General features: G+C 56.9%; 29 protein-coding genes. 6 read left to right on the top strand and 23 right to left on the bottom strand.

Annotation, left to right across the window (positions count from 1 at the left end; translation table 11 throughout):
- Nucleotides 1-4: 4 nt before the first annotated feature.
- From secY to rpsH, 7 genes are read right to left on the bottom strand one after another with little or no spacing between them, the layout of a single operon-like run.
- Nucleotides 5-1,321, bottom strand: a complete 1,317-nt coding sequence (gene secY, locus LC531_RS20770) for a preprotein translocase subunit SecY (protein ID WP_223654025.1) — start codon at nucleotides 1,319-1,321, stop codon at nucleotides 5-7.
- Between the two features lie 22 nt (nucleotides 1,322-1,343).
- Entirely contained in the window at nucleotides 1,344-1,790 is a 447-nt protein-coding gene (gene rplO / locus LC531_RS20765) for a 50S ribosomal protein L15 (protein WP_223653703.1), read from the bottom strand.
- A gap of 15 nt (nucleotides 1,791-1,805) precedes the next feature.
- Complete coding sequence (rpmD, locus tag LC531_RS20760; RefSeq protein ID WP_223653701.1) at nucleotides 1,806-1,985, bottom strand: 50S ribosomal protein L30; 180 nt, start codon at nucleotides 1,983-1,985, stop codon at nucleotides 1,806-1,808.
- Between the two features lie 7 nt (nucleotides 1,986-1,992).
- Entirely contained in the window at nucleotides 1,993-2,607 is a 615-nt protein-coding gene (gene rpsE, locus LC531_RS20755) for a 30S ribosomal protein S5 (protein ID WP_133656913.1), read from the bottom strand.
- A gap of 6 nt (nucleotides 2,608-2,613) precedes the next feature.
- The gene (gene rplR, locus LC531_RS20750; protein ID WP_223653693.1) at nucleotides 2,614-2,964 is read right to left on the bottom strand and encodes a 50S ribosomal protein L18; all 351 of its coding nucleotides are present in this window, start codon (nucleotides 2,962-2,964) and stop codon (nucleotides 2,614-2,616) included.
- Between the two features lie 9 nt (nucleotides 2,965-2,973).
- Nucleotides 2,974-3,531 (bottom strand): 50S ribosomal protein L6, encoded by a 558-nt coding sequence (gene rplF / locus LC531_RS20745; RefSeq protein ID WP_223653691.1) that lies wholly within the window; start codon nucleotides 3,529-3,531, stop codon nucleotides 2,974-2,976.
- A 21-nt stretch (nucleotides 3,532-3,552) separates the two neighbouring features.
- The gene (gene rpsH, locus LC531_RS20740; protein WP_223653689.1) at nucleotides 3,553-3,951 is read right to left on the bottom strand and encodes a 30S ribosomal protein S8; all 399 of its coding nucleotides are present in this window, start codon (nucleotides 3,949-3,951) and stop codon (nucleotides 3,553-3,555) included.
- A gap of 282 nt (nucleotides 3,952-4,233) precedes the next feature.
- Here rpsH and LC531_RS20735 point away from each other — a divergent pair, with 282 nt between their 5' ends.
- The 5 genes from LC531_RS20735 to LC531_RS20715 all read left to right on the top strand — a co-directional run bounded on the left by LC531_RS20735 (nucleotide 4,234) and on the right by LC531_RS20715 (nucleotide 12,354).
- The gene (locus LC531_RS20735) at nucleotides 4,234-4,908 is read left to right on the top strand and encodes a response regulator transcription factor (RefSeq protein WP_223653687.1); all 675 of its coding nucleotides are present in this window, start codon (nucleotides 4,234-4,236) and stop codon (nucleotides 4,906-4,908) included.
- Nucleotides 4,909-4,946: 38 nt separating this feature from the next.
- The gene (locus LC531_RS20730) at nucleotides 4,947-6,323 is read left to right on the top strand and encodes a sensor histidine kinase (protein ID WP_223653685.1); all 1,377 of its coding nucleotides are present in this window, start codon (nucleotides 4,947-4,949) and stop codon (nucleotides 6,321-6,323) included.
- A gap of 142 nt (nucleotides 6,324-6,465) precedes the next feature.
- A complete protein-coding gene (locus tag LC531_RS20725) occupies nucleotides 6,466-7,866 on the top strand; it encodes a TolC family protein (protein WP_223653684.1) in 1,401 nt (466 codons plus the stop codon).
- A gap of 39 nt (nucleotides 7,867-7,905) precedes the next feature.
- The gene (locus LC531_RS20720; protein WP_223653683.1) at nucleotides 7,906-11,163 is read left to right on the top strand and encodes an efflux RND transporter permease subunit; all 3,258 of its coding nucleotides are present in this window, start codon (nucleotides 7,906-7,908) and stop codon (nucleotides 11,161-11,163) included.
- A 66-nt stretch (nucleotides 11,164-11,229) separates the two neighbouring features.
- Complete coding sequence (locus LC531_RS20715) at nucleotides 11,230-12,354, top strand: efflux RND transporter periplasmic adaptor subunit (RefSeq protein WP_223653682.1); 1,125 nt, start codon at nucleotides 11,230-11,232, stop codon at nucleotides 12,352-12,354.
- A gap of 143 nt (nucleotides 12,355-12,497) precedes the next feature.
- Here LC531_RS20715 and LC531_RS20710 read toward each other — a convergent pair whose 3' ends face one another.
- From LC531_RS20710 to LC531_RS20635, 16 genes are all read right to left on the bottom strand, one after another.
- Nucleotides 12,498-12,872 carry a hypothetical protein gene (locus LC531_RS20710; protein ID WP_223653681.1) on the bottom strand — a complete coding sequence of 125 codons (375 nt, stop codon included), beginning with the start codon at nucleotides 12,870-12,872 and terminating at the stop codon, nucleotides 12,498-12,500.
- A gap of 122 nt (nucleotides 12,873-12,994) precedes the next feature.
- A complete protein-coding gene (rpsN, locus tag LC531_RS20705) occupies nucleotides 12,995-13,264 on the bottom strand; it encodes a 30S ribosomal protein S14 (protein WP_223653680.1) in 270 nt (89 codons plus the stop codon).
- Nucleotides 13,264-13,821, bottom strand: coding sequence for a 50S ribosomal protein L5 (gene rplE, locus LC531_RS20700; protein WP_133656908.1), 558 nt, complete (start codon nucleotides 13,819-13,821; stop codon nucleotides 13,264-13,266). Before rplE ends, rpsN begins: the two co-directional genes overlap by 1 nt.
- 12 nt (nucleotides 13,822-13,833) lie before the next feature.
- Nucleotides 13,834-14,097: a 50S ribosomal protein L24 gene (rplX, locus tag LC531_RS20695; protein ID WP_223653679.1), complete on the bottom strand. Its 264-nt coding sequence runs from the start codon at nucleotides 14,095-14,097 to the stop codon at nucleotides 13,834-13,836.
- 3 nt (nucleotides 14,098-14,100) lie between these two features.
- Nucleotides 14,101-14,469: a 50S ribosomal protein L14 gene (gene rplN / locus LC531_RS20690; protein WP_223653678.1), complete on the bottom strand. Its 369-nt coding sequence runs from the start codon at nucleotides 14,467-14,469 to the stop codon at nucleotides 14,101-14,103.
- A 9-nt stretch (nucleotides 14,470-14,478) separates the two neighbouring features.
- Nucleotides 14,479-14,778 carry a 30S ribosomal protein S17 gene (gene rpsQ, locus LC531_RS20685; RefSeq protein WP_133656906.1) on the bottom strand — a complete coding sequence of 100 codons (300 nt, stop codon included), beginning with the start codon at nucleotides 14,776-14,778 and terminating at the stop codon, nucleotides 14,479-14,481.
- Nucleotides 14,778-14,990, bottom strand: coding sequence for a 50S ribosomal protein L29 (rpmC, locus tag LC531_RS20680; RefSeq protein WP_223653676.1), 213 nt, complete (start codon nucleotides 14,988-14,990; stop codon nucleotides 14,778-14,780). The genes rpsQ and rpmC overlap by 1 nt, the downstream gene beginning before the upstream one ends.
- Before the next feature lie 4 nt (nucleotides 14,991-14,994).
- Entirely contained in the window at nucleotides 14,995-15,423 is a 429-nt protein-coding gene (rplP, locus tag LC531_RS20675; protein ID WP_068340453.1) for a 50S ribosomal protein L16, read from the bottom strand.
- A gap of 93 nt (nucleotides 15,424-15,516) precedes the next feature.
- Nucleotides 15,517-16,428 carry a 30S ribosomal protein S3 gene (rpsC, locus tag LC531_RS20670; RefSeq protein WP_223653674.1) on the bottom strand — a complete coding sequence of 304 codons (912 nt, stop codon included), beginning with the start codon at nucleotides 16,426-16,428 and terminating at the stop codon, nucleotides 15,517-15,519.
- A 6-nt stretch (nucleotides 16,429-16,434) separates the two neighbouring features.
- Nucleotides 16,435-16,857, bottom strand: a complete 423-nt coding sequence (gene rplV, locus LC531_RS20665; RefSeq protein ID WP_223653672.1) for a 50S ribosomal protein L22 — start codon at nucleotides 16,855-16,857, stop codon at nucleotides 16,435-16,437.
- Nucleotide 16,858: 1 nt separating this feature from the next.
- Complete coding sequence (gene rpsS / locus LC531_RS20660) at nucleotides 16,859-17,137, bottom strand: 30S ribosomal protein S19 (RefSeq protein WP_068340444.1); 279 nt, start codon at nucleotides 17,135-17,137, stop codon at nucleotides 16,859-16,861.
- Between the two features lie 3 nt (nucleotides 17,138-17,140).
- Nucleotides 17,141-17,968 (bottom strand): 50S ribosomal protein L2, encoded by an 828-nt coding sequence (rplB, locus tag LC531_RS20655; protein ID WP_223653667.1) that lies wholly within the window; start codon nucleotides 17,966-17,968, stop codon nucleotides 17,141-17,143.
- 33 nt (nucleotides 17,969-18,001) lie between these two features.
- Complete coding sequence (rplW, locus tag LC531_RS20650; RefSeq protein WP_223653664.1) at nucleotides 18,002-18,289, bottom strand: 50S ribosomal protein L23; 288 nt, start codon at nucleotides 18,287-18,289, stop codon at nucleotides 18,002-18,004.
- The gene (gene rplD / locus LC531_RS20645; RefSeq protein WP_223653662.1) at nucleotides 18,289-18,936 is read right to left on the bottom strand and encodes a 50S ribosomal protein L4; all 648 of its coding nucleotides are present in this window, start codon (nucleotides 18,934-18,936) and stop codon (nucleotides 18,289-18,291) included. The genes rplW and rplD overlap by 1 nt, the downstream gene beginning before the upstream one ends.
- A gap of 19 nt (nucleotides 18,937-18,955) precedes the next feature.
- On the bottom strand, nucleotides 18,956-19,576 hold the full coding sequence (gene rplC, locus LC531_RS20640) for a 50S ribosomal protein L3 (RefSeq protein ID WP_223653660.1): 621 nt from the start codon (nucleotides 19,574-19,576) through the stop codon (nucleotides 18,956-18,958).
- Between the two features lie 185 nt (nucleotides 19,577-19,761).
- Nucleotides 19,762-21,012, bottom strand: coding sequence for an O-antigen ligase family protein (locus tag LC531_RS20635; RefSeq protein ID WP_223653657.1), 1,251 nt, complete (start codon nucleotides 21,010-21,012; stop codon nucleotides 19,762-19,764).
- 148 nt (nucleotides 21,013-21,160) lie between these two features.
- On the opposite strand from LC531_RS20635, the gene LC531_RS20630 reads away from it, so the two are divergent.
- Complete coding sequence (locus LC531_RS20630) at nucleotides 21,161-21,982, top strand: glycosyltransferase (protein ID WP_223653655.1); 822 nt, start codon at nucleotides 21,161-21,163, stop codon at nucleotides 21,980-21,982.
- Nucleotides 21,983-22,022 lie beyond the last annotated feature (40 nt).

The raw sequence follows: 22,022 nt of genomic DNA, 5'->3' as shown, positions 1-22,022 counted from the left end.
TCCCTTATGAGGCGAGCGCTATGCGCTCGGTGGCCCGACCACGTAACTTACCCGATTTCATCATACCATCATAATGACGCATGAGTAGGTAGCTTTCAATCTGATTTAGCGTATCCAATACCACGCCGACCATTATTATTAAGGAAGTACCCCCGTAGAATAAAGAAAGCGGACGAGTTACCCCTAACAATAAAGCTAGGGTAGGAAAAATAGCAATCAGCGCCAAAGCCATAGCTCCCGGCAATGTAACACGAGTCAGAATTTCATCAATAAACTCCGACGTGTCGCGACCCGGCTTCACGCCAGGCACAAAACCACCACTGCGTTTCAAGTCGTCCGCAATCTGATTAGGATTAACGCTGATGGCGGTGTAGAAGTAAGTAAACACAATAATCAGTAGCGCGAATACCGTATTATACACCCAATGTTCAGGTGAGAAATAAGCTGCGATGGTTGCTGCTAAGTCACTATTCTTATCCCAAGCGGAAGCCGCAATGCTCGGCACAAACATCAGCGACTGCGCGAAGATGATAGGCATTACACCAGCTGCATTGACTTTCAGAGGAATAAATTGGCGTTGAGCATCCAGTTGGGTCGTACCGCCTACTTGCTTAGCATATTGCACCGGGATACGGCGCACAGCCTGGGTCAGCACGATAACGGCCATTACAACTAAGAATAGCACGACCAATTCGAGCAGGAAAATCAACGACTTGTTAATACCCTTTGCAGCAGCTTCGCCGATAAGCGCACCGGGCAGACGCGATACAATACCAATCATGATAATCATGGAGATACCGTTACCAATTCCCTTATCAGTAATTTTCTCGCCTAGCCACATGCAAAACAGCGTACCTGCCGTGATGATGAGCATAGTGGAAATCGTGAAGAAAGTACCGGGATTGACCAGAGCCTCTGCGTTGATAGTAGCTAGAAAACCTATTGACTGCGCCATTACAATCGGAATGGTCAGCAATCGCGTATACTGGTTGATTTTTTTGCGGCCGGATTCCCCTTCTTTTTGCAGCTTCTGGAAATAAGGAACAGCAATTGTAAGCAGCTGCAACACGATGGAAGCCGAGATATAGGGCATAATACCCAACGCAAAAATGGACGCATGGCTAAATGCTCCACCCAGCAACGTATCTAATATACCAAATACCCCCCCACTACCAGCTTTCAACTGGGTAGGGTCAACGCCGGGCAATACCACGTAGCAACCCAAGCGATAGATAGCAATGAAAAATAGCGTATTGAGGATTCGCGTGCGCAAATCCTCAATCGCAAAAATGTTTTTTATCGTGTTGATAAACTTATTCATTGCTACTAACCGATAAGCTAAGTTATAGCGTAACTGCTTTGCCACCAGCTTTTTCGATGGCTTCAACAGCCGACTTCGAGAAAGCATGTGCATGTATTTCCAGAGCGACAGTAAGTTCACCGCGGCCCAAGATTTTGACTTTAGCATTTTTCGATACTAGGCCAGCAGCTACAAAATAGCTTTGGTCCATCGAAGATACTGTACCTTTTTCGAGCAGACCTTGAAGCACGTCCAAGTTGATGCCCATATATTCGATTCGGTTAATGTTCGTGAAACCGAACTTCGGTACGCGGCGCTGCAGCGGCATCTGGCCACCTTCGAAGCCTGACTTGCGCGAATAGCCCGAGCGTGACTTAGCACCTTTGTGACCGCGGGTAGCAGTACCACCACCACCTGAGCCTTCACCCCGACCGAGGCGCTTGTTGTTGCGCGTTGAACCGGCGGCAGGTTTTAGATTAGAAAGATTCATGACTGGGATAAACGCTTACAGTTCGGTTACTTCCAGCAAGTGCTGAATCGACTTCACCATGCCCAAAATGCTGGGATTGGTTTCGTGCGTAGCAGTGCTGTTCATCTTATTGAGGCCGAGGGCCTGCACGGTGCGCTTCTGACGCTCGGGGCGGTCAATGGCGCTGCGCACGAGCTTTATTTGAATCTGTGGCATGGTCAACTTAACCGTTAAAAACGCGAGCAAGAGAAATACCGCGAGCCTGAGCAATTTGCATAGGGTCACGCATTTTAGCGAGTGCAGCAAAAGTAGCCTTTACCACGTTGTGGGGGTTTGAAGAACCTTTTGACTTGGCAAGTACGTCCTTAATGCCCGCTGATTCGAACACGGCGCGCATAGCACCGCCAGCAATTACGCCCGTACCAGCGGCAGCGGGCTGTACGAGTACAAAGCCTCCACCGTAGCGACCTTCCATCACGTGAGGAACAGTATGCTTATACAGCGGTACTTTCACTACGTTTTTGCGAGCGTCATCAATGCCTTTGGCAATGGCGTCGGTTACTTCATTGGCTTTGCCTAGGCCGTAACCTACGTTGCCTTTGCCGTCACCTACCACCACGATAGCCGAGAAGCTGAAGCGACGACCACCTTTCACCACCTTAGCGACGCGGTTGATAGCTACTACTTTTTCTTTGAAATCCGAGTCGCCCTGAACCGAGCTATCGTTGCCGCGTCCACCGCGGTCGTTGCCGCGACGGTCGTTACCCCCCCGATTGTTGCCACCGCGGTCGTTTCCACCTGGAGCGCCACCACGATTATTGTTATTATACTCTGCCATGATGCGTTAGAAATTGAGGCCGCCTTCGCGGGCTCCTTCTGCCAATGATTTAATACGACCGTGATAGAGGTAACCCGAGCGGTCGAATACCACTTTCGTGATACCAGCTTCCTGCGCCTTGGCGGCAATTTCGCGGCCTACGGCAGCAGCCAGAGCCACTCCGTTTCCGCCTTCGGCAGTTACCTTCTTCGACGAAGCAGCAGCCAGCGTGCGGCCAGCCGTATCGTCAATAATCTGGGCGTAGATGCCCGTATTGGAGCGGAACACCGACAAGCGCGGGCGCTCCGACGTACCGGACACTTTCGTGCGGATAATGCGCTGAATGCGCTTCCGGCGGGATGTTTTATCGAAAGCCATGATACTGAATTACTTTTTAGCGGCAGTCTTGCCAGCTTTACGACGAACAATCTCACCCACAAAACGCACGCCTTTGCCTTTATAAGGCTCTACCTTCCGTAGTGAGCGGATTTTAGCGGCTACCTGACCAACAAGCTGCTTGTCGATGCTGGTCAAAGTCACGATAGGGTTTTTACCTTTTTCGGTAACGGCAGTGGCCGATACTTCGGGAGGCATAGCCAAGTATACGTTGTGCGAGTAGCCGAGCGATAATTCCAACGACTTACCCGATAAGGTGGCTTTGTAACCTACGCCGACCAGCTCAAGCTTGTGCTCGTAACCGGTATTAACGCCGGTAATCATGTTGTTGATGAGCGAGCGGTACAGGCCGTGCATGGCCTTGTGGCGCTTCTGCTCGGTCGGACGAGTCACTACCACCTGACCGTCTTCCAGAGCTACCGCGATGTCGCGGTCTACGGCCTGGGTCAGGGTGCCTTTCGGGCCTTTCACCGTTACGGTGTTCTCTTTGTCAACCGATACCTGCACGCCGGTGGGCAAGCTAATCGGCAGTTTACCAATGCGGGACATATAGATACTAGGGCTTAGCGGTTAGTATACGTAGCACAGCACCTCGCCGCCCACGTTCTCATTTTTAGCCTCTTTTTCTGTCATTACCCCTTTCGAAGTAGACAGAATGGCTACGCCCAAGCCACTCAATACGCGGGGCAAGTTGCCCACATGCCGGTACTGGCGCAAGCCAGGAGTGCTCACCCGCTCCAACTTGGTGATAGCCGGCGCTTTAGTGGTAGGGTTATACTTGAGGGCGATTTTAATTACGCCCTGCGCCGAGGTGTCATCAAACCGGTAGCTCTGAATGTAGCCCTTGTGATAGAGCACTTTCGTGATTTCCTTTTTGATGTTGCTGGCCGGGATTTCCACTACCCGGTGGTTCGCCTTGAGGGCGTTGCGCAACCGGGTGAGGTAATCGGCAATCGGGTCAGTATTCATTTAGTTTAAATAGGCCCTGGTTTTGGGACCGCAAAGATAAGAAAATTTCGACGCACGAGCTCTACTGCCGCACAACGAAATTTCGGTTAAGACTACTGGGCTCAGCTTTCGGGGCCGGCCCATGGTTTCTTTCGGCAACCTGCCAAATGAGTGGGCGAACCCACGGAATACTTAAGCTTTTTCGGGGTGCAAAGGTAGCAGGAAGTGTGACACTTATGCAAGTATCGGTGCTAAAATTGCAAAACTCTCGTGCTTTGGCAGTAAGGTGCGTATAGTTAGGTTATGACTATTCTCCTTGTCGAAGACGAAGTAAGCTTGGCTTCCTTTATTCAAAAAGGCATTGCCAGTGAAGGCTACGACCTTAAAGTGGCTTACGACGGCCTGATGGGACAGCGCTTATTTGACCAGCAACCCTATGATGTGGTAGTGCTGGATGTGAACCTACCCCTACTCAACGGCTTTGAGCTGTGCCGCTACATTAAGCAGCATTCACCGCGGCAGGCAGTATTGCTGCTGACGGCGCTCGATGGATTAGCCGATAAGGAAAGCGGCTTTGGGGCGGGGGCGGATGACTACCTGGTAAAACCGTTTGAGTTTCGGGAGCTGCTGCTGCGCATTCGGGCGCTGGCGCGCCGCAGCGCCGACTACGCAGGCCAGCAGCCGGTACTGCAGTTAGCCGACCTAAGCTTGGACACGAATACCCGCACGGTGCAGCGGGCCGGCCGGCGCATTGAATTGACCAGCCGAGAATACGCCTTGCTGGAATATTTACTGGTGAACAAGGGCCGGACAGTTAGCCGCATTGATATCGCGGAGAAAGTGTGGGATTTGCATTTCGATACTAATACTAATATTATAGACGTTTATATTAACTATTTGCGAAAGAAAATTGATAAAAATTTTGAGCAAAAGCTCTTGCACACGGTGGTGGGCATGGGGTACTTAATGCAAGGCTAGTTTTTTTCGTTTTCGTTGCTGGCTTAGTGGCCTTTACTATGCAAATCCGCCATAAACTGCTGCTCTGGTTTGCGGGGCTGGTGAGCGTGCTACTGCTGGCTTTTTCTACCTACGTATATTTTGGCTACGCCGAATTTCGGCAGCAGGCTTTTCAGCAGCGGCTGCTGCGCAAGGCCAGCTTGCTGTACCAAGTGCTTGAGGATGCGAATGTGGGCGTGGTGCTGGCTTCGCTGCCCGAGCAGGCCGACTACGTATACGGACCGGGTGGGCAGCTCTTATATAAGAATGCCGCAGCTACCGATTTTGAGGCATCTTCAGAATTAAGAAACCGTGCGCAACGGCAGGGCCAGGCTGCGTTTGAGTTTACCAGCCCTGGGCACGCCTACCCCAAAGATGGCGTGGTGCTGGCCTACGAGCGGCCCGGCCAGCCAGGCACTTACCTAGCCATCGTTACGGCTTACGACGCGGCCGGCTTTACTCAGCGGCGCACGCTGCTGAAAACGCTGCTTTATGGCTACCTGGGAGCCGTGGCGCTGGTAGCCCTGTTGGGGCTGGTATTCGCGCGCTGGGCGTTGCAGCCCTTTGACCGCCTTATTGGGCAGTTGCGGCGGCCGGGCGATACGCGGGCTTTTCGGCTACGCCCCATGAGCCCGCACGACGAAGCCGGCGTGCTGGCCAGCGCCTTCAACGACCTGCTGGCCCGGCAGGAGGCCCTGGCGCAGAGCCAGCAGGCGTTCATTGCGCAGGCTTCGCACGAGTTGCGCACGCCACTTACTACCATCAAGGGGTGGCTCGAAACTTCGCTGATGTATGACGCGGATGCGGCCAGTTTGCGCGAGGGCATTCGCCAAGCGGCTCAGGAGTTGGATAAGCTCACGGCCTTGGCCAATGGGCTGCTGCACCTAGCTCACCTCGAAGGGCTAGGGACCCAAATGGAGCGCCACCCTTTGGAGTTAATGGATGTGCTGCTCGACGTGGTGGATACCGTGCAGCACCAGCGCCCCCAGCAACGGCTGGCTTTGGCGGTGGGCGAAGGGGTGCAGCAGCAAAATGCCGCCCCCATTGTGCTTGGCAACACCCATTTGCTGCGCACAGCCCTTACTAACCTCATTGATAATGCGTGTAAGTATTCGGGCGAGCAGCCCGTAACCTTGCGCTTGGAAATGCATACCGACCAGGCTATTCAGTTGTTTATTGAGGACCAGGGAATTGGCATCGCTCCGGCTGATGCGGCGCGCATTTTTCAGCCCCTCACCCGCGGTAGCAACGTGCAGCATATCAGCGGGTTTGGCATTGGCCTGACCCTGGCACAGGAAATTATTCAGCTGCACCAGGGGCAGCTGCGGCTACGGCCCCGCCCCGGCGGGGGCACCGTGGCGGAGGTTATGCTGCCGCTGCTGGCGGGGGGGGGGTAGGGGGGTAGGAGGGAGTTTGCCACGTTACTCGCAATGACAAACGCCCTCCTACCCCCCTACCCCCCGAGCTTCAGCCGGCTCTAATAACTTCTAATCTGCCGCTAACGTCAGTCTAATACCGGCGGGGGAAGTTTGCGGCATCATGCACGCATTCCGTTCTCTTTTATGGGTGGCGCTGGGGTTGCCGCTGGCTGGCTGGGGCCAGTCGCCTACCCCCCTCACCCTATCCCAAGCGCTGGCTACCGCTCGCACTTCCTACCCGGCTTTGCGGGCGCGCCAGGCCGGCATTGCGGCGGCGGCGGCCGACGTGCGCACGGTGCGGTCGAACTACCTGCCGCAGCTCACGGCGCAGGCGCAGGCGCTCGACGGCACTTCCAACCAGGTGCGCGGGGCCTCGCTGGGGGGGGTAGGCATCAGCGAGTCGGGGGTGCGCGACTACACCAGCAGCCAGGCTTCCTGGACCAGCCAGGGCACGCTGTTTATTGACTGGCCGGCCGTGACGTTTGGCCGCTTCCGCGCCGACGTGCAACGCGCCCAGGCCGGCGTGAGCCAGGCCCAGGCCGACTATGAGCAGGAGCTATTCACGCACCAGGTGCAGGTGGCCGATGCCTACCTGCTGGCCCTATCCGCGCAAAAAGCCGTGGCCTTGCAGGAAGCCAACCTGCACCGCACTCAGGCCCTGCGCCGCGTGATTCGGGCGGGCACGCTGTCGGGCATTCGGGCGGGCATTGATAGCTCAACGGCTAATGCCGAAACCTCGCGGGCGCAGCTTCAGCTGCTGGTGAGCGAGCAGCAGGCCGAGCAGCAGCGCGTGCGGCTGGCGGGGCTTCTGGGCACACCCACGCAGGCGCTCAATCTGAGCGACTCAGCGCGGTTTTTTACGCACCTGCCGGAGTTGCCGGCGGCGGCGGCTGATACGGCCAACCTGCTCCATCACCCTACCCTGCAAGCGTATCAGCAGCGCGTGGCGGCCTCTAATGCACTAGCTAACTCCTTGTCCTTCAACAATCTTCCTACCCTATCGGTGGTTGGCGGCACCTGGGGCCGGGGCTCGGGCGCGGCCACACCAGCCAACGCGGACGGTACTTATAACATCGACTCAAGTCCGGGCGCGGGCCTGCCCTTCAAGGTCTATAACTACGCCGTGGGGGCGGCGCTTACCTGGCACGTGACGGAGCTGATTCATACCCGGCGGGCCGTGGTGGCGCAGCTGGCCCGCTCGACCCAGGCCCGCGCCGACTTCGACCAGCAAGCCTTGCAGCTGCGCACCGAGCAGCATAATGCGCAGCTCCAATTGGAGCTGGTGCGCCAAAGCGCCCGCGAGGCCCCGGTGCAGCTCGATGCCGCCCGCCGGGCCTACGTGCAGGCGCAGGCCCGCTACAACGCCGGCCTCGACAACCTGGTAGTGCTTACGCAAGCCACGCTGGTGCTCAACCGGGCCGAAACCGACCAGGCCATCGCCCTCAACAATGTGTGGCGGGCGCTGCTGCTGCGGGCCGCTACGAGCGGCGACCTCGGCATTTTTACCAGCCAGCTACCCTAGCGCGGGCCGGTTTTTCCTCCTTTTGCTACCCCTGCTCCCATGCTCAAAGCTTCTCTTTCCAGGCCGATTGCCGTTATCGTGGCGCTCCTGGGTGTTCTCGTGTTTGCAGCGCTGGCGCTGGGGCGCATTCCGGTGGATATTTTTCCGCGCCTCAACCTGCCCACCATCTACATCGCGCAGCCCTACGGCGGCATGACGCCGGCCCAGATGGAGGGCTTCATCGCCACCCGCTATCAGAACCAGATGCTCTACGTGTCGGGCATTCAGAGCGTGGAGGTGAAGAATATTCAGGGTTTGTGCCTCGTCAAATGCACGTTTTACGAAGACACCAACATGGCGCAGGCCGCCGGCGAGGTGGCCTCGCAGGTGAGCCGGGTGCTCAGCTACTTCCCGCCCGGCACGGTGCCGCCCGTGGTGGTGCGCTTCGATGCTAGCTCGCTGCCGGTGGGTGAGCTGGTTTTCAGCAGCAAAACGGCCTCGCTGGGCCAGATGCAGGACCTGGCCTCGACGCGGGTGCGACCGCTGTTTTCGCAGATTCCGGGGGCCTCGGCACCGTCGCCCTTCGGTGGCAACGAACGCACGGTCGTCATTCGGGTGGACCCCGAGCGCATGAAAAGCTACGCCCTCACGCCCGACGCGATAGTGGCCGCCATTGTGCGCAACAACCAGATATCGCCGGCCGGCGCGGTAAGCATCGGCGACTACACGGTGCTCACGCCCAGCAACACGACCGTGAGCAAGGTGCCCGATTTCCTCAATATCCCGCTGCGGACGGGGGTAGGGCCGACGGTGTTCGTGCGCGACGTGGCCAAGGTGGAGGACGCGACCGATACGCCAGTGGGCTACGCCCTCATCAATGGCAAGCGCTCAGTCTATATTCCGGTCACGAAGTCGGCCGATGCTTCCACCATGAGCGTGGTGAAGGACCTGCGCGCCAAGCTGCCCGAAATGCAGGCCCTGCTACCCCCCACTATCAAGCTGACCTACGAGTTTGACCAGTCGGTGTACGTGACGCAGGCCGTGCGCAGCCTAGCCTTCGAGGGTGGGCTCGGGGCGCTGCTGACGGGCTTGGTAGTGCTGCTATTCTTGCGCGACTTCCGCAGCTCGGCCATCGTTATTCTGACCATTCCGGCTTCCATTCTGGCCGCCATTCTGCTGCTTCAACTCACGGGCCAGACTATCAACCTAATGACGCTTTCGGGCCTGTCGCTCGCCATCGGCATCCTGGTGGACCAGGCCACGGTGGTGATTGAGAATATTCACCAGCACCTGGAAATGGGCCAACCCAAGGCCCGCGCCATCCTGGAAGCCAGCCAGGAAGTGTCGTTTCCGCTGCTGCTCATTACCCTTAGCATTCTGGCCGTGTTCGCACCCTCATTTTTGATGACGGGCGTACCGCGGGGCATGTTTATTCCGCTCTCACTATCAGTGGGCTTTTCGATTATCGTCTCGTACCTGCTTTCGCAAAGTTTCGTACCGGTGGTGGCTAACTGGTGGCTCAAGGCGCACCCGCACGCTACCCCGCACGAGCTAACTGTGCTCCCCGACCTGACCGGGCCCGCTGAGCAGCAGCAGGAACGCTACGAGGTGACGCACCCCGAAAAGGTATCAGGCTTTGAGCGCGTGAAGCTGCATTATTTGCGAATTCTTGATAAGTTATTGGCTCACCGGGCTTTAGTTATCACGATTTACGGGGTAGTCTGCCTAACCGTGGCGGGCCTGTGCTTCTACTTCATTGGGCAGGATATGATGCCCGAAATCACTCACTCGAAGCAGTTTCAGGTGCGCCTCATCGCGCCGCAGGGGATGCGCATCGAGCGCACCGAGGAGCGCACCAAGCGGTTGATTGACATCATCGGGCAGTTGGTGGGGCCGCAGAACGTGACTATCACCTCAGCCTTCGTGGGCCTGACCCCTAGCAGCTACGGTACGAGCGCACTGTACGTGTTCAACGCCGGCCCCCATGAGGCCGACCTGCAAGTGAACCTGGCCGAAGAGTATAAAGTCAAAAATCTGGACGACCTCAAGGACCGGATTCGCCAAGCTGTGGCCAAGCAATTGCCCGATGTGCAGCTCAGCTTCGAGCCTATCGACTTGACGGACAAGATAATGAGCCAGGGCGCGCAAACGCCCATCGAAGTCTTGATTGGGGGTAAGGACCTCACCGACGGCGAAGCCTTTGCCGAGCGCCTCGTAGCGCGCCTGCACCAGATTCCCTACCTGCGCGACGTGCGCATCAACCAGCCCCTGCGCTACCCCACCGTGCAGATTGACATTGACCGCGAGCGGGCCGCGCAGTTTGGCCTGACGCCCGACCAGATTTCGCGCTCGCTGGTGGCAGCCACCAGTAGTAGTCGCTTCACGGCCAAGAACTTGTGGCTCGACCGCAGCAAGGGCTTCGCCTACCAGGTGCAGGTCCAGCTATCGGCGCAGGATATGAACTCGAAGGCCGATATGCTCAACATTCCCTTGGTGCCGGGCCAGCTGCGCCCGACCCTCGGCGACGTGGCAACGTTGCGCTCGGCCACCATGCCGGGCGAATACGACCGCATCGGCCCGCGCCGCATTATTACGGTATCGGCCAATATCTCGCATAAAGACCTGGGCACCGCCACCCGCGCCGTGCAACGCGCCGTGCAGGCGCTGGGCACGCCGCCGCGGGGCGCGGTCGTCACGATTCGTGGCTTGGCGCAACTGCTGCAAGAGACCCTAGGCAGCCTGCAAACCGGCCTGGGCCTGGCCGTGGTAGTTATTTTCCTGCTGCTGGCCGCTAATTACCAGTCCCTCAAAGTGGCGGGGGTAGTGCTGGTAACCGTGCCGGCGGTGCTGGCGGGCTCGCTGGGCCTGCTGCTGGTCACGGGCGAAACCCTCAACTTGCAATCCTACATGGGCCTCATCATGTCGGTGGGCGTGTCGGTGGCCAACGCGGTGCTGGTTGTCACGAACGCGGAGAGCCTGCGCCTGCGCTACCACGATGCCGTAGCCGCCGCCCGCGTGGCCGGCGCATCGCGCCTGCGACCCATCCTGATGACCAGCATCGCTATGATTGCCGGGATGCTCCCAATGGCTTCAGGCCTGGGCGAGAGCGGCGAGCAAACCGCCCCGCTGGGCCGCGCCGTTATCGGCGGCCTGCTGGCTTCCACGGTGGCCGCGCTGTTTATCCTCCCTGTCGTGTTTGCCGCCGTGCAGCGCAAAACCAGCTTCGTCTCCGTCTCACTCGACCCCGACGACCGCGAAAGCGCCACCTACGATGGCGAGCCGCTGCCGGTAGCTGAGCGCGAATTGGTGGCACATTAATTTTCAGGCTAGTAGCTATTCCTTTGTTCGCTTGGCGTGTGAACCCCCGTTTTTTCCTTCCTTGTGATGTCTTCCCGCTTTCTTTCCTCCGCCTGCGCGCTCCTCTGTTCTGCGGCTTTAGTCGCTGGCTGCTCCTCCGCCGAAAACCCGGTCAATGGGTCAGCGGCCGACGACCCTACCCCCCCCGCAACCGCCAAGGCTCCACTGGAGGCGGTGCGTGTCACGGCCTCGCAGCCATCGCAATCGCTCAACCTGCCGGGCGAGTTGGAGAGTTATTTCCAAACGGATATTTCGCCCCGCGTGGGGGCTTACGTTAAAAAACTATACGTTGATATTGGCGACCACGTACACCAGGGCCAGGTGCTGGCTGACCTTGACGCGCCCGAATTAACCGCCGCCCTTAACGAGGCACTTTCGAAGGAAAAAGCCGCCGAAGCCATCTTTCAGGCCAGCCGGGGCAGCTACCGCCGCCTGCGCCAAACGGCTCGCACCGCCGGGGCCGTCGCGCCCCTCAACCTCGACCAGAGCCGGGCCCAAGCAGCCGCCGATAGCCTCAACGTGGTAGCCGCCCGCGCCCACTACAATGCCGCCGCCCAAATGGCCAGCTACCTGCACCTCACAGCCCCCTTCGCCGGCGTCATCACCGAGCGTAACCTCTCGCCCGGCGCGGCCGTGGGCCAGGGTGGCCCCGGAGCCTTACCCCTCTTCAAAATACGGCAAATCAGCCGGTTACGCCTGCGGGTAGCGGTGCCCGAGGCTTACGTCGCCGATATGCACCAAGGCAGCACCGTGCACTTTTCAGTGAAGTCCTACCCCGGCCGCACCTTCACGGGCCACATTACCCGGCTCGCGGGCAACGTGCAGGTTGCCACCCGCTCCGAGCAGGTCGAAATCGACATTCCCAATCCCGGTGATGAGTTGAAGCCCGGTATGTTCGCCTCGGCCATCCTCCCTATCACGCAGCCGCAAAGCAGCCTGTTCGTCCCCAAATCGGCCATCGTCAACACGTCCGAGCGCACCTACATCATCCAGGTAGCCGGCGGCCGCACTAAGCTAATTGACGTGCAAGCCGGCGACGAGAACAACGGTCAGGTGCAAGTATTCGGCAACCTGAAAGCGGGCGATGTAGTGCTGAAATCCGGCAGCGAAGACATCGCCGCGCAACAGCCGGTGCAGATAGCCATGCGGTAGTATTTCTACCCCCTCCTACAGTTATTGATATAGGCTTACGGCTGCTGAGGTTTCTCGCACTGTGTATCAGATTAGCATTCCCAAATCAGTGGCTAGCCAACGGCATCTACTAACTTGGTAATTAGAGTTTTAGCTACCTTGCATTATTCCTTAGGCTGTCTAGGCACCAAGCTGATATGCCTCAATAAGAACGTATCGTTAATAACTATTCTGTCTTGGGTAGGCAGGTATGATATACGTAGCGCATAATGTTCGGTGCAGCCCTGTCTACCCAAAAGAGTGTTTCGGTCATCAGATAACCAAGCCGAGTAGCCCCGCCACTTCCCGGTTAAATCATCATGGGCAAATAAACCACCGTCATCTATTAGATAAATCAATAAATTGGGTTCTTTGCTTTTCGCCCCAACTATTTGCCACTCCCCAACTAACTTTCCTTTAAAGTCCGCCGGGTTCTGCTGTTTACAGGATGCCCCAATTACAGCAGATAAAAAGACTAAAAACTTACCTGTATTTTTCATGCTGCTGAAACTTGTTCATAGAATCAGCCAGAAGATGCTATAGTAGAAGAATTTGCACACGAAAAAGCCCATCGCAACTGAAGTTACAACGGGCTTTTAAAATATATAAAACGAAAACCGGCTTACCAGCTCGACTTCGTTACGCCGGGAATTTTACCAGCCAACGCCATTTCGCGGAAGCGAACGCGGCTGATGCCAAACTTGCGCATGTAGCCACGGGGGCGGCCGTCAATCATGTCGCGGTTATGCAGGCGCACGGGCGACGAGTTGCGGGGCAGCTTGTCGAGGCCAAGGTAATCGCCTGCTGCTTTCAGTGCCTTACGCTTCTCAGCATAGCGGGCTACCAGGGCAATGCGCTTGCGAGCCCGGGCTTTGATGGATTCTTTAGCCATTATTCAGCTTCCTTTTTAGCGTTGGCGAAGGGCATACCGAAGGCGCGGAGCAACTCGTAGCTCTGCTCATCGTTTTCGGCAGTCGTTACGAAGGTGATATCCATACCGGAGATTCCTTTGATTTTATCAATCGAAATCTCGGGGAAGATAATCTGCTCTTTCACACCAAGGGTATAGTTACCCCGGCCGTCGAAGCCCTTGTCATTGATGCCTTTAAAGTCCCGTACGCGGGGCAAGGCTACCGTCAAAAGACGGTCCAGGAATTCGTACATCCGCTCGCCGCGCAGCGTAACGCGCGCACCGATTGGCATACCTTCCCGGAGTTTGAAGTTCGAAACCGAGCGCTTGGCGATGGTAGGAACAGCTTTCTGACCAGTGATAGTCGTCAACTCCTCTACCCCGTTGTCAACCAATTTCTTGTCAGCAACAGCGGCACCGATGCCCCGGTTGATGCAGATTTTGGTGATACGCGGTACCTGCATGATGCTCTTGAACTGGAATTTCTCCTGGAGCGCGGGTACTACTTCTTTCTGATATTTATCTTTCAGTCGAGCCATTATCGTAACGAATTAAGAGTTGGCCGAATCAACCTTCTTCACGTTTGACACGTGCATCGGGCTCTCGATTTTGGTGATACCACCCTGGGGATTCTTGGCACTCGGCTTATTGTGCTTCGTTACCAGATTCAGTCCTTCAATGATAACGCGCTGCGTAGAGCGATTCACCGATTTGATGGTGCCGGTTTTGCCGCGCTCGTCGCCGGCAATAACCTTCACGAGGTCGCCGGATTTCACGTGCAGGTGCACGGCCGGGGCTTTTGCTTTGGTTGCCATTGGTTAGATTACTTCAGGGGCCAGCGATACGATTTTCATGAACTGCTTCTCGCGCAGCTCGCGGGCCACCGGCCCGAAAATGCGCGTGCCGCGGGGCTCGTCATTGTTGTTGAGCAGTACAGCAGCGTTGTCGTCGAAGCGGATGTAAGAACCGTCCTTACGACGGATTTCTTTCTTCACGCGCACAATAACAGCTTTGCTAACAGTACCTTTCTTAGCATTGCCCGAAGGAATTGCCGACTTGATAGCTACTACGATTTTATCACCAACCGTAGCGTACTTCTTGCCCGTGCCACCCAGTACGCGGATGCAGAGCACTTCCTTGGCGCCGCTATTGTCGGCCACCATGAGGCGGGATTCTTGCTGTATCATCGTTCAGGATTATTTAGCACGTTCAACAATTTCAACCAGGCGCCAGCGCTTGGTCTTGCTCAGGGGGCGGGTGCTCATGATACGCACCAGGTCACCTTCGCCGCACTCGTTTTTCTCGTCGTGGGCGTGGAACTTGGTGGTCTTGCTCACGAACTTACCATAAATTGGGTGCTGGTGTTTCGCAACTACCGCAACCGTGATGGACTTGTCCATCTTGCTGCTGGTCACCTTACCCACAATCTCCTTGCGCATGTTGCGGTCAGAAGCATTGTCGTGGGCCGGCAACAGGTTTTCTTGAGTCGGTTCCATTATTGAGCGGGGTTAGAAGCCTGCTCATTGTTCCGACGCGAAACTTCCGTTTGCAGGCGAGCAACGGTTTTGCGGTTGGCCTTCAGGCGGCCGGGGTTTTCGAGCGGGCTGATAGCATGCGCAAAGCGCATCTGCTGACCGTTGGTTTGCTCGGTTTTAAGCTGAGTGCGCAGGTCGTCTACCAACAGGGCGCGGATTTCTTCGTTTTTCATCGGATTAAGCAGCGTTCTCTACGTAGTCGCGGCGAACTACAAATGAGGTACGAACCGGCAGCTTCTGAGCAGCCAAACGCAGCGACTCTTTTGCGGTCTCGAGGCTCACGCCATCCGATTCAAACATGATTTGGCCAGGCTTCACGCAGGCTACCCAATACTCGGGCGAACCTTTACCCTTACCCATCCGCACTTCAGCAGGCTTCTTGGTAATTGGCTTATCTGGGAAAATGCGAATCCATACTTGCCCTTCGCGTTTCATGGCACGGGTCATGGCAATACGGGCAGCCTCAATCTGGCGAGCCGTAATCCAAGAGATTTCCAGTGACTTAAGCGCGAACGAACCGAAGTCTATGGAGCTGCCGCGGTAGGCTAGGCCTGTTACGCGACCCTTTTGCATCTTGCGATACTTGGTCCTTTTCGGTTGTAACATTTGAATAAAAAAAGAAAACTTGAAAAATATTAGCTGTGAACCGTACCCTAAACGAAATGATTCAGGATACGGCTCAGACTAGTTTATTATAACCTAGCGACGGGGGCCGCCACCCTGGCCGCCGCGGTTGCCACCGCCAGCGGGGCCACCACCTTGACCACCACGGTTGCCACCGCCAGCAGGAGCACCACCCTGGCCACCACGGTTACCGCCACCGGCGGGACCATCACGACGAGGGCCACGGTCACCACCACGGTCGCCATCGCGACGCGGGCCACGGTCGTTGCGGTCACCATCGCGGCGCGGGCCACGGTCGTTGCCGCGTCCACCTTCGCCACCTTGCTGACCAGCAGGAACCTGGTTGGGTGAGAGGTCGGGCTTGCCGAACACCTCACCGCGCATTACCCACACCTTGATGCCGATTTTGCCATAAACCGTTTGGGCTTCCGACAAAGCGTAGTCGATATCAGCGCGCAGCGTGTGCAGCGGGGTACGACCTTCTTTGTACTGCTCCGAACGGGCAATCTCAGCACCACCTAGGCGACCACCGCACTGGATTTTGATACCTTCAGCACCAGCCCGCATCGCAGCCTGGATAGACATCTTCATCGCGCGACGGAACGAGATACGAGCAGCCAACTGCTGAGCAATGCTCTCACCTACCAGGCGAGCGTCCAGCTCGGGGCGCTTAATCTCGAAGATGTTGATTTGAACGTCCTTCTTGGTGATTTCCTTGAGTTCGTCCTTAATCTTATCTACTTCCTGGCCACCTTTACCAATTACCACACCCGGACGAGCCGTGTTGATGGTGATGGTAATCCGCTTTAGGGTGCGCTCGATAACGATGCGCGAGATACCACCCTTCTGGATACGGGCGTTGATGTACTTGCGAATTTTCTCGTCTTCAACGAGCTTGTCGGCAAAATCCTTGCCGCCGTACCAGTTTGAGTCCCAGCCTTTAATAACGCCGAGTCGGAAACCAACGGGATTTACTTTCTGTCCCATGATAAATTAAGCGTTGGCGGGGGTTTCAGTGGGGGTAGCAGCGAGGCGAGTTAGCGCGTTAAGCTCTTTCTTCGACATCTGCGACTCACGCTGCGGACCAACCGTCAGCGTGATGTGGTTCGAGCGCTTGCGTATGCGGTGACCACGGCCCTGGGGGGCGGGGCGCAGGCGCTTTAGCTGACGACCTTCATCAATCATGATTTCGGTCACACAAAGGTTGGCATCTTCAATGCGCTCCTCGGGGTTCTTCTGCTGCCAGTTGGCCAGGGCCGACAGGAGCAGCTTCTCGACGCGCTCAGCGCCCGAGTTTGCCTCGAAGCGGAGCAGACCGAGGGCCTGGGTTACGCGCTTACCGCGAACCAGATTGGCTACCAGGCGCATCTTGCGCGGCGAGGTAGGCACGTTACGGAGTTTGGCTACTGCTTCCATCTTAACGCTTGCCTTTATCTTTTTTGGCGACGTGACCACGGAAGTTGCGCGTAGGCGCAAACTCGCCGAGCTTGTGGCCGACCATGTTTTCAGTTACATAGACCGGGATGAACTTGTTCCCGTTGTGGACTGCGAAGGTGTGGCCTACGAAGTCGGGCGAAATCATCGAGCGCCGCGACCAGGTTTTAACCACCGACTTCTTGCCAGCGCTTTCCAGCGCTTCTACCTTTTTCTCGAGCCGGAAGTCAATGTACGGCCCTTTTTTGAGTGAACGTGCCATATATTACTTCTTGCCTTTGCGGCTGACAATCAGGGTTTCGGAATGCTTTTTCTTGTCGCGAGTCTTGAAGCCTTTTGCCAACAAGCCTTTGCGACTACGTGGATGACCACCCGACGATTTACCCTCGCCACCACCCATTGGGTGGTCAACCGGGTTCATCGCTACCCCACGAACGCGGGGGCGACGACCAGCCCAACGGTTACGGCCAGCTTTACCCATCACCACGTTCATGTGGTCACCGTTCGATACTGTACCTACCGTAGCGGTGCAGGTAACGAGTACCATACGCATCTCACCGGAAGGCAATTTCAGTGTAGCGTACCGGTCTTGCCGAGCTACGAGCTGGGCATACGTGCCAGCTGAGCGCGCAATGGCGGCACCCTGACCGGGCTGCAACTCGATGTTATGCACGATAGTACCGAGAGGCATTTCGCGGAGCGGCAACGCATTGCCAACTTCGGGAGCTACACCCGGACCCGATACGATAACGGTATCTACATTCAGACCCGCAGGGGCGATGATGTAGCGCTTCTCGCCGTCGGCGTAGTGTAGCAAGGCAATACGAGCGGTACGGTTAGGGTCGTACTCAATGGTCTTCACCGTGGCCGGAACGCCGGCTTTGTCACGCTTGAAGTCCACGATACGATACTGGGTTTTATGTCCACCGCCAATGTAGCGGTTCGACATTTTACCCGAAGCGTTACGGCCACCGCTCTTTTTGAGCGAGGTCAGCAACGACTTCTCCGGCGTCGACGTCGTTAGTTCGTCGAAGGCCGGGGCCACGCGGAAGCGTTGGCCTGGCGTGGTTGGTCTGAGTTTTTTAAGTGCCATTACTAGCTAGTTGGGCTTTTGCGGCGAAGGCAATTAAATATTGCCGTAGAAATCAATGATGTCACCATCTTTCAGGGTCACGACGGCTTTTTTGCCGTGAGCGCGACGACCCGAAACCTGGCCACCTTTGGTAGACTTCGACTTGATTTTGCCAATTGTGCGCATCGTGTTGATGCTGGTCACGCTGACACCATAAAGCTGCTCGATGTCCTTTTTAATCTGCACCTTGTTGGCCGTGCGTTCCACTTCGAATACGTAGCGGCCGGTTTCGGTGAGGCTGGTAGCCTTCTCGGTGATAATGGGGCGTTTCAGCGTGCTCATTATTCGGCGGAGTTAGTAGTGTATAATTGCTCCAGCGAGCGCAGGCCGTCCTCGCTGATGAGTAGCGTATCGGTATTCAACAGGTCATGAGTATTAAGGCCCACGGCGGTCGAAATCTTCACTTTCTGCACGTTGCGAGCGCTGAGAAGCAGGTTTTTATCAGCAGCCTCGCCAGCCACGTACAAAGTCTTGCGACCATTGTTGAGCTTCAAGCCATTCAAAACGGCTACAAAGTCTTTCGTGCGGGGAGCGCTGAACGCCAGGTTTTCAACCAAAGCCACTTTGCCATCACGAGCCAGCACCGAAAGGGCCGACAGGCGCGCGACGCGCTTGGTTTTCTTGTTCAGCTTGAAGCCGTAGTCGCGCGGGCGCGGACCAAACATGCGACCACCACCCACGAACACACCCGACTTCATCGAACCAGCACGGGCACCACCGGTGCCTTTCTGCTTCTTCAACTTTTTGGTGGTGCGGGAGATTTCGGCGCGCTCCTTCGATTTGTGCGTACCCTGGCGCTGGTTGGCCAGGTACTGCTTCACGTCGAGGTACATGACGTGCTCGTTCGGCTCGTGGCCAAACACGGCGTCGGACAGCGTAACCTTGCGGCCGGTGTCTTCGCCTTTGCTATTGAATACGGACAGTTCCATCTCTAGTAAGCTTAGCAGGTTATTTCTCCAGAACCACGTAGCCATTCTTGGCACCGGGCACTGAGCCGCTCACCAGAATCAGGTTCTTATCGGCTACAATGCGCATCACCTTCAGGTTCTGAATCTTGACGCGGTCGGTGCCCATGCGGCCACCCATGCGCATTCCTTTGAATACGCGCGAAGGCCACGAGCACGCACCGATAGAGCCGGGGTGACGCAGACGGTTATGCTGACCGTGGGTTTGGCCGCCTACCCCCTGAAAGTTGTAGCGCTTCACAACCCCCTGAAAGCCTTTGCCTTTCGAGGTGCCCACTACGTCAACAAACTCACCTTCGGCGAACAGCGTGGTTTCTACCGTGCTGCCAAGCGTGAACGTAGCGAGGTCGTCGGTGCGGAACTCGACCAAACGTCTCTTAGGAGTGGTGCTAGCTTTAGCAAAGTGGCCAGCCAAGGCCTTGGTGGTACTTTTGGCTTTTTTCTCGCCGTAACCGAGCTGCACGGCGTTGTAGCCGTCGTTTTCGACAGTCTTAACCTGCGTCACTACGCACGGACCCGCTTCGATGAGCGTGCAGGGAATGTTTTTCCCGTCCGGAGTGAAGAGGCTTGTCATACCGATTTTTTTACCGATGATGCCAGGCATTCTGTGTGGATATTAAATGACACAAAAAGAAAAGGCCCGAGTGGCCTTTTCGCTAAGGGAGGGCAAAGGTAGGGTTTTTTCCTGAAAAAAACTAAGCCCGCCCAGAAAATAATTTCAAGTCAGGCAGTTAGCGCACAGCAGTTTTGCTTGCGCGGCGCTGGCCTCACGCTGAGTCACGGGGCTAGCTAGGGGCTGGGCCGCGGGGGGGGGGTAGGGGCGGCAGCTAACAGAATAAAAAACAGTCCGACGATGACACCGATGTTGCTTTCTAGTGTGTACTCCACTATGAAGGAGATGGAGACAATGAGGTACAAGAGCATGACCAGCATATTGTGCTGGCGGATACCGGTCAGTAGGGGGTAGTAAAATCCCAGCGTGAAGAGTAGCAGCCCGATAATGCCGTAGGCTGCTAGGTTATAGATAAATTGGTTGTGCGGCAGCACGTAGCGGTCGGGCTCAATCTCGGGGAAGCGGTAGCTATACTGCTGCGCCATTGCATCTGCCAGCTTTATCTTACTCACGCCGAGCAGCGGGTGCTGCCGAATAACCGTCCAGGCGACCTGGTAAGAATAGACCCGCGCCGTGACGGAAAAATTGTTGGCAGCGCGGACCGAGTCCCATTGCTCAGCATCGTCGCGGGTATTCGTGATTTTATTCTGGAGGGTAGGGAATAAAAGCAGGCACCCCACCCCCACCCCCGCCGCGAGCACCGCCCCCGTCAGCGCTGCTTTCCAGCGCCCTGGCTGCGTACCCAGCCAGACGAGCCACAAACCGCCCGCTGCGTACAGCGTGACAATGCCGCTGCGCACGGCAAGCAGGTGTTGAAACAGAAACAGTAGTACAATACTTAGCAGCGTGGCCTGCCGCCAGCGGAAGGATAGGCGGCCTTCAAAAAGCAGCACTACCCCCGCCAAAATTGCCATGCTCACGAGCAGGCTAAACCGGATGTGGTCGGGCTCGGTGGGCATCACCTTCGACTGCAAATACAATTGGGCTATCTCGGCGGCATGGCGTAAATAGTTGATGGTGGCCCCAATAGCGGCTACCAGGCAGCAGCCGATGAGCAGCAGCCACAGTAGGCGCTTATATGCAGCCGGCCAGTCGGGCAGCAGCAGAAAGGCTACCGGCAACAGGATGAAAGGCAGCTGCAAAAGCAGGTCCTGCTGCAAAGCCTTATCGGCCAGGCCGGCGTGCTGAAGGCCCGTAGCGGCATGGACCAGATACACCAGCGTGAAGGGTATCCACCGCGCCCAGTGCTGCCACTGCGCAATGCGCCGCTGCCGTAGGGCATAGCCGACGCCAGTCAGGAATAGGCCGGCTATGCCAATGCTCGGCAGCACCCGAATCCAGCTGGCGGCGAATAGCCCGACGATGATAAGCGCGCTCCAAAATACGCTTAGCTGCCGCACCCGCGCCTCGGAAAGTAGGTTCCACATCAAGGAAATGCTGGCAGCAAGCCACCTGACTGAAGTCCGCGTGCCACCAGTAGATGTGCCCGGCCAGACTGCCGTAAAGGTAGTGCGGGGCTCCACGCCGCCACCCGCTTCCGCCTGGCCAACCTGCCGGCCCCGGTTACTTTTGCGTATGCGCGTACCGAAGGCATCCATTATTATCTCCGTTTATAACCGGTTCGATTTTCTGGAACTGGTAGTAGCTGGCCTCGAAGTGCAGACGGAGCCCGACTTTGAGGTCATTATCTCAGACGATGGCTCGGGCGATAAGTTTATTGCTCAACTGAATGCCTTACGAGCTACCTCGCCCCTACGCCTCAGCCATCACTGGCACCCCGACGCCGGGTTTCTGAAGAACCGGATTCTGAACGTCTCCGTGCGGGCGGCACAGGGCGGCCAGCTTATTTTTCTGGATGGTGACTGCATTCCACACCCTGCCTTTGTGGCCGAGCACCTGGCCCACGGTGGCCCTGGGCGCTGCCTGGCCGGCCGGCGCATCGATATGTCGGCCCGGCTTACCCGGCTGCTAACGCCCCAGCGAGTGCGCGCGGGTATCTTGCAGCAGCCGCGCGTGATGCTGGGCCAGCTCAAGGATTTCCTGACGCGGCGGACGTTCCACTTCATGAACGGCTTCTACGTCACTCAGCCCTGGCTACGACGCTACTTCAACCGCAAGGAGCGCGGACTGCTCGGGGCCAATTTCTCGGTGATGAAAGCTGATTTAGAAGCCATTAATGGCTTTGATGAGCGCTACACGGCCCCTACTTTTGGGGAGGACTCGGACGTAGAATTTCGCCTGCGATTGAATGGCGTGCGCATTATTCCGGTACTCAATATTGCCGTCGCCTACCACTGCCACCACCGGCTCCTACCCCGCCCCGAAGCCAGCAAGGCGCTCTATGAGCAGGTGCTACGCGAGGGGATAGCCTTCACGCCCTATGGCATTAGGCAGTAATGGACGGGTAGGGCGTGAAGGCTACCCCTCCATTACTGCC

Origin of the sequence: Hymenobacter psoromatis (assembly GCF_020012125.1) — a bacterium.
Taxonomy (GTDB): domain Bacteria; phylum Bacteroidota; class Bacteroidia; order Cytophagales; family Hymenobacteraceae; genus Hymenobacter; species Hymenobacter psoromatis.
This window is presented reverse-complemented; position numbering and strand designations above follow the sequence as displayed.

Bases quoted from the DNA above. Each gene is read 5' to 3' on its own strand.
- rpsN (WP_223653680.1), bottom strand. From the start codon at position 13,264: ATGGCTAAAGAATCCATCAAAGCCCGGGCTCGCAAGCGCATTGCCCTG.
- rplR (WP_223653693.1), bottom strand. From the start codon at position 2,964: ATGGCTTTCGATAAAACATCCCGCCGGAAGCGCATTCAGCGCATTATC.
- LC531_RS20725 (WP_223653684.1), top strand. From the start codon at position 6,466: ATGCACGCATTCCGTTCTCTTTTATGGGTGGCGCTGGGGTTGCCGCTG.
- rplV (WP_223653672.1), bottom strand. From the start codon at position 16,857: ATGGAAGCAGTAGCCAAACTCCGTAACGTGCCTACCTCGCCGCGCAAG.
- secY (WP_223654025.1), bottom strand. From the start codon at position 1,321: ATGAATAAGTTTATCAACACGATAAAAAACATTTTTGCGATTGAGGAT.
- LC531_RS20630 (WP_223653655.1), top strand. From the start codon at position 21,161: ATGCGCGTACCGAAGGCATCCATTATTATCTCCGTTTATAACCGGTTC.
- rplB (WP_223653667.1), bottom strand. From the start codon at position 17,968: ATGGCACTTAAAAAACTCAGACCAACCACGCCAGGCCAACGCTTCCGC.
- rpmD (WP_223653701.1), bottom strand. From the start codon at position 1,985: ATGCCACAGATTCAAATAAAGCTCGTGCGCAGCGCCATTGACCGCCCC.
- rplO (WP_223653703.1), bottom strand. From the start codon at position 1,790: ATGAATCTTTCTAATCTAAAACCTGCCGCCGGTTCAACGCGCAACAAC.
- LC531_RS20720 (WP_223653683.1), top strand. From the start codon at position 7,906: ATGCTCAAAGCTTCTCTTTCCAGGCCGATTGCCGTTATCGTGGCGCTC.
- rplN (WP_223653678.1), bottom strand. From the start codon at position 14,469: ATGATACAGCAAGAATCCCGCCTCATGGTGGCCGACAATAGCGGCGCC.
- rpmC (WP_223653676.1), bottom strand. From the start codon at position 14,990: ATGAAAAACGAAGAAATCCGCGCCCTGTTGGTAGACGACCTGCGCACT.
- LC531_RS20710 (WP_223653681.1), bottom strand. From the start codon at position 12,872: ATGAAAAATACAGGTAAGTTTTTAGTCTTTTTATCTGCTGTAATTGGG.
- rplC (WP_223653660.1), bottom strand. From the start codon at position 19,576: ATGCCTGGCATCATCGGTAAAAAAATCGGTATGACAAGCCTCTTCACT.
- rpsQ (WP_133656906.1), bottom strand. From the start codon at position 14,778: ATGGAACCGACTCAAGAAAACCTGTTGCCGGCCCACGACAATGCTTCT.
- rpsC (WP_223653674.1), bottom strand. From the start codon at position 16,428: ATGGGACAGAAAGTAAATCCCGTTGGTTTCCGACTCGGCGTTATTAAA.
- LC531_RS20730 (WP_223653685.1), top strand. From the start codon at position 4,947: ATGCAAATCCGCCATAAACTGCTGCTCTGGTTTGCGGGGCTGGTGAGC.
- LC531_RS20715 (WP_223653682.1), top strand. From the start codon at position 11,230: ATGTCTTCCCGCTTTCTTTCCTCCGCCTGCGCGCTCCTCTGTTCTGCG.
- LC531_RS20735 (WP_223653687.1), top strand. From the start codon at position 4,234: ATGACTATTCTCCTTGTCGAAGACGAAGTAAGCTTGGCTTCCTTTATT.
- rplE (WP_133656908.1), bottom strand. From the start codon at position 13,821: ATGGCTCGACTGAAAGATAAATATCAGAAAGAAGTAGTACCCGCGCTC.
- rpsS (WP_068340444.1), bottom strand. From the start codon at position 17,137: ATGGCACGTTCACTCAAAAAAGGGCCGTACATTGACTTCCGGCTCGAG.
- rpsE (WP_133656913.1), bottom strand. From the start codon at position 2,607: ATGGCAGAGTATAATAACAATAATCGTGGTGGCGCTCCAGGTGGAAAC.
- rplD (WP_223653662.1), bottom strand. From the start codon at position 18,936: ATGGAACTGTCCGTATTCAATAGCAAAGGCGAAGACACCGGCCGCAAG.
- rpsH (WP_223653689.1), bottom strand. From the start codon at position 3,951: ATGAATACTGACCCGATTGCCGATTACCTCACCCGGTTGCGCAACGCC.
- rplF (WP_223653691.1), bottom strand. From the start codon at position 3,531: ATGTCCCGCATTGGTAAACTGCCGATTAGCTTGCCCACCGGCGTGCAG.
- rplX (WP_223653679.1), bottom strand. From the start codon at position 14,097: ATGGCAACCAAAGCAAAAGCCCCGGCCGTGCACCTGCACGTGAAATCC.
- rplP (WP_068340453.1), bottom strand. From the start codon at position 15,423: ATGTTACAACCGAAAAGGACCAAGTATCGCAAGATGCAAAAGGGTCGC.
- LC531_RS20635 (WP_223653657.1), bottom strand. From the start codon at position 21,012: ATGTGGAACCTACTTTCCGAGGCGCGGGTGCGGCAGCTAAGCGTATTT.
- rplW (WP_223653664.1), bottom strand. From the start codon at position 18,289: ATGAGCACGCTGAAACGCCCCATTATCACCGAGAAGGCTACCAGCCTC.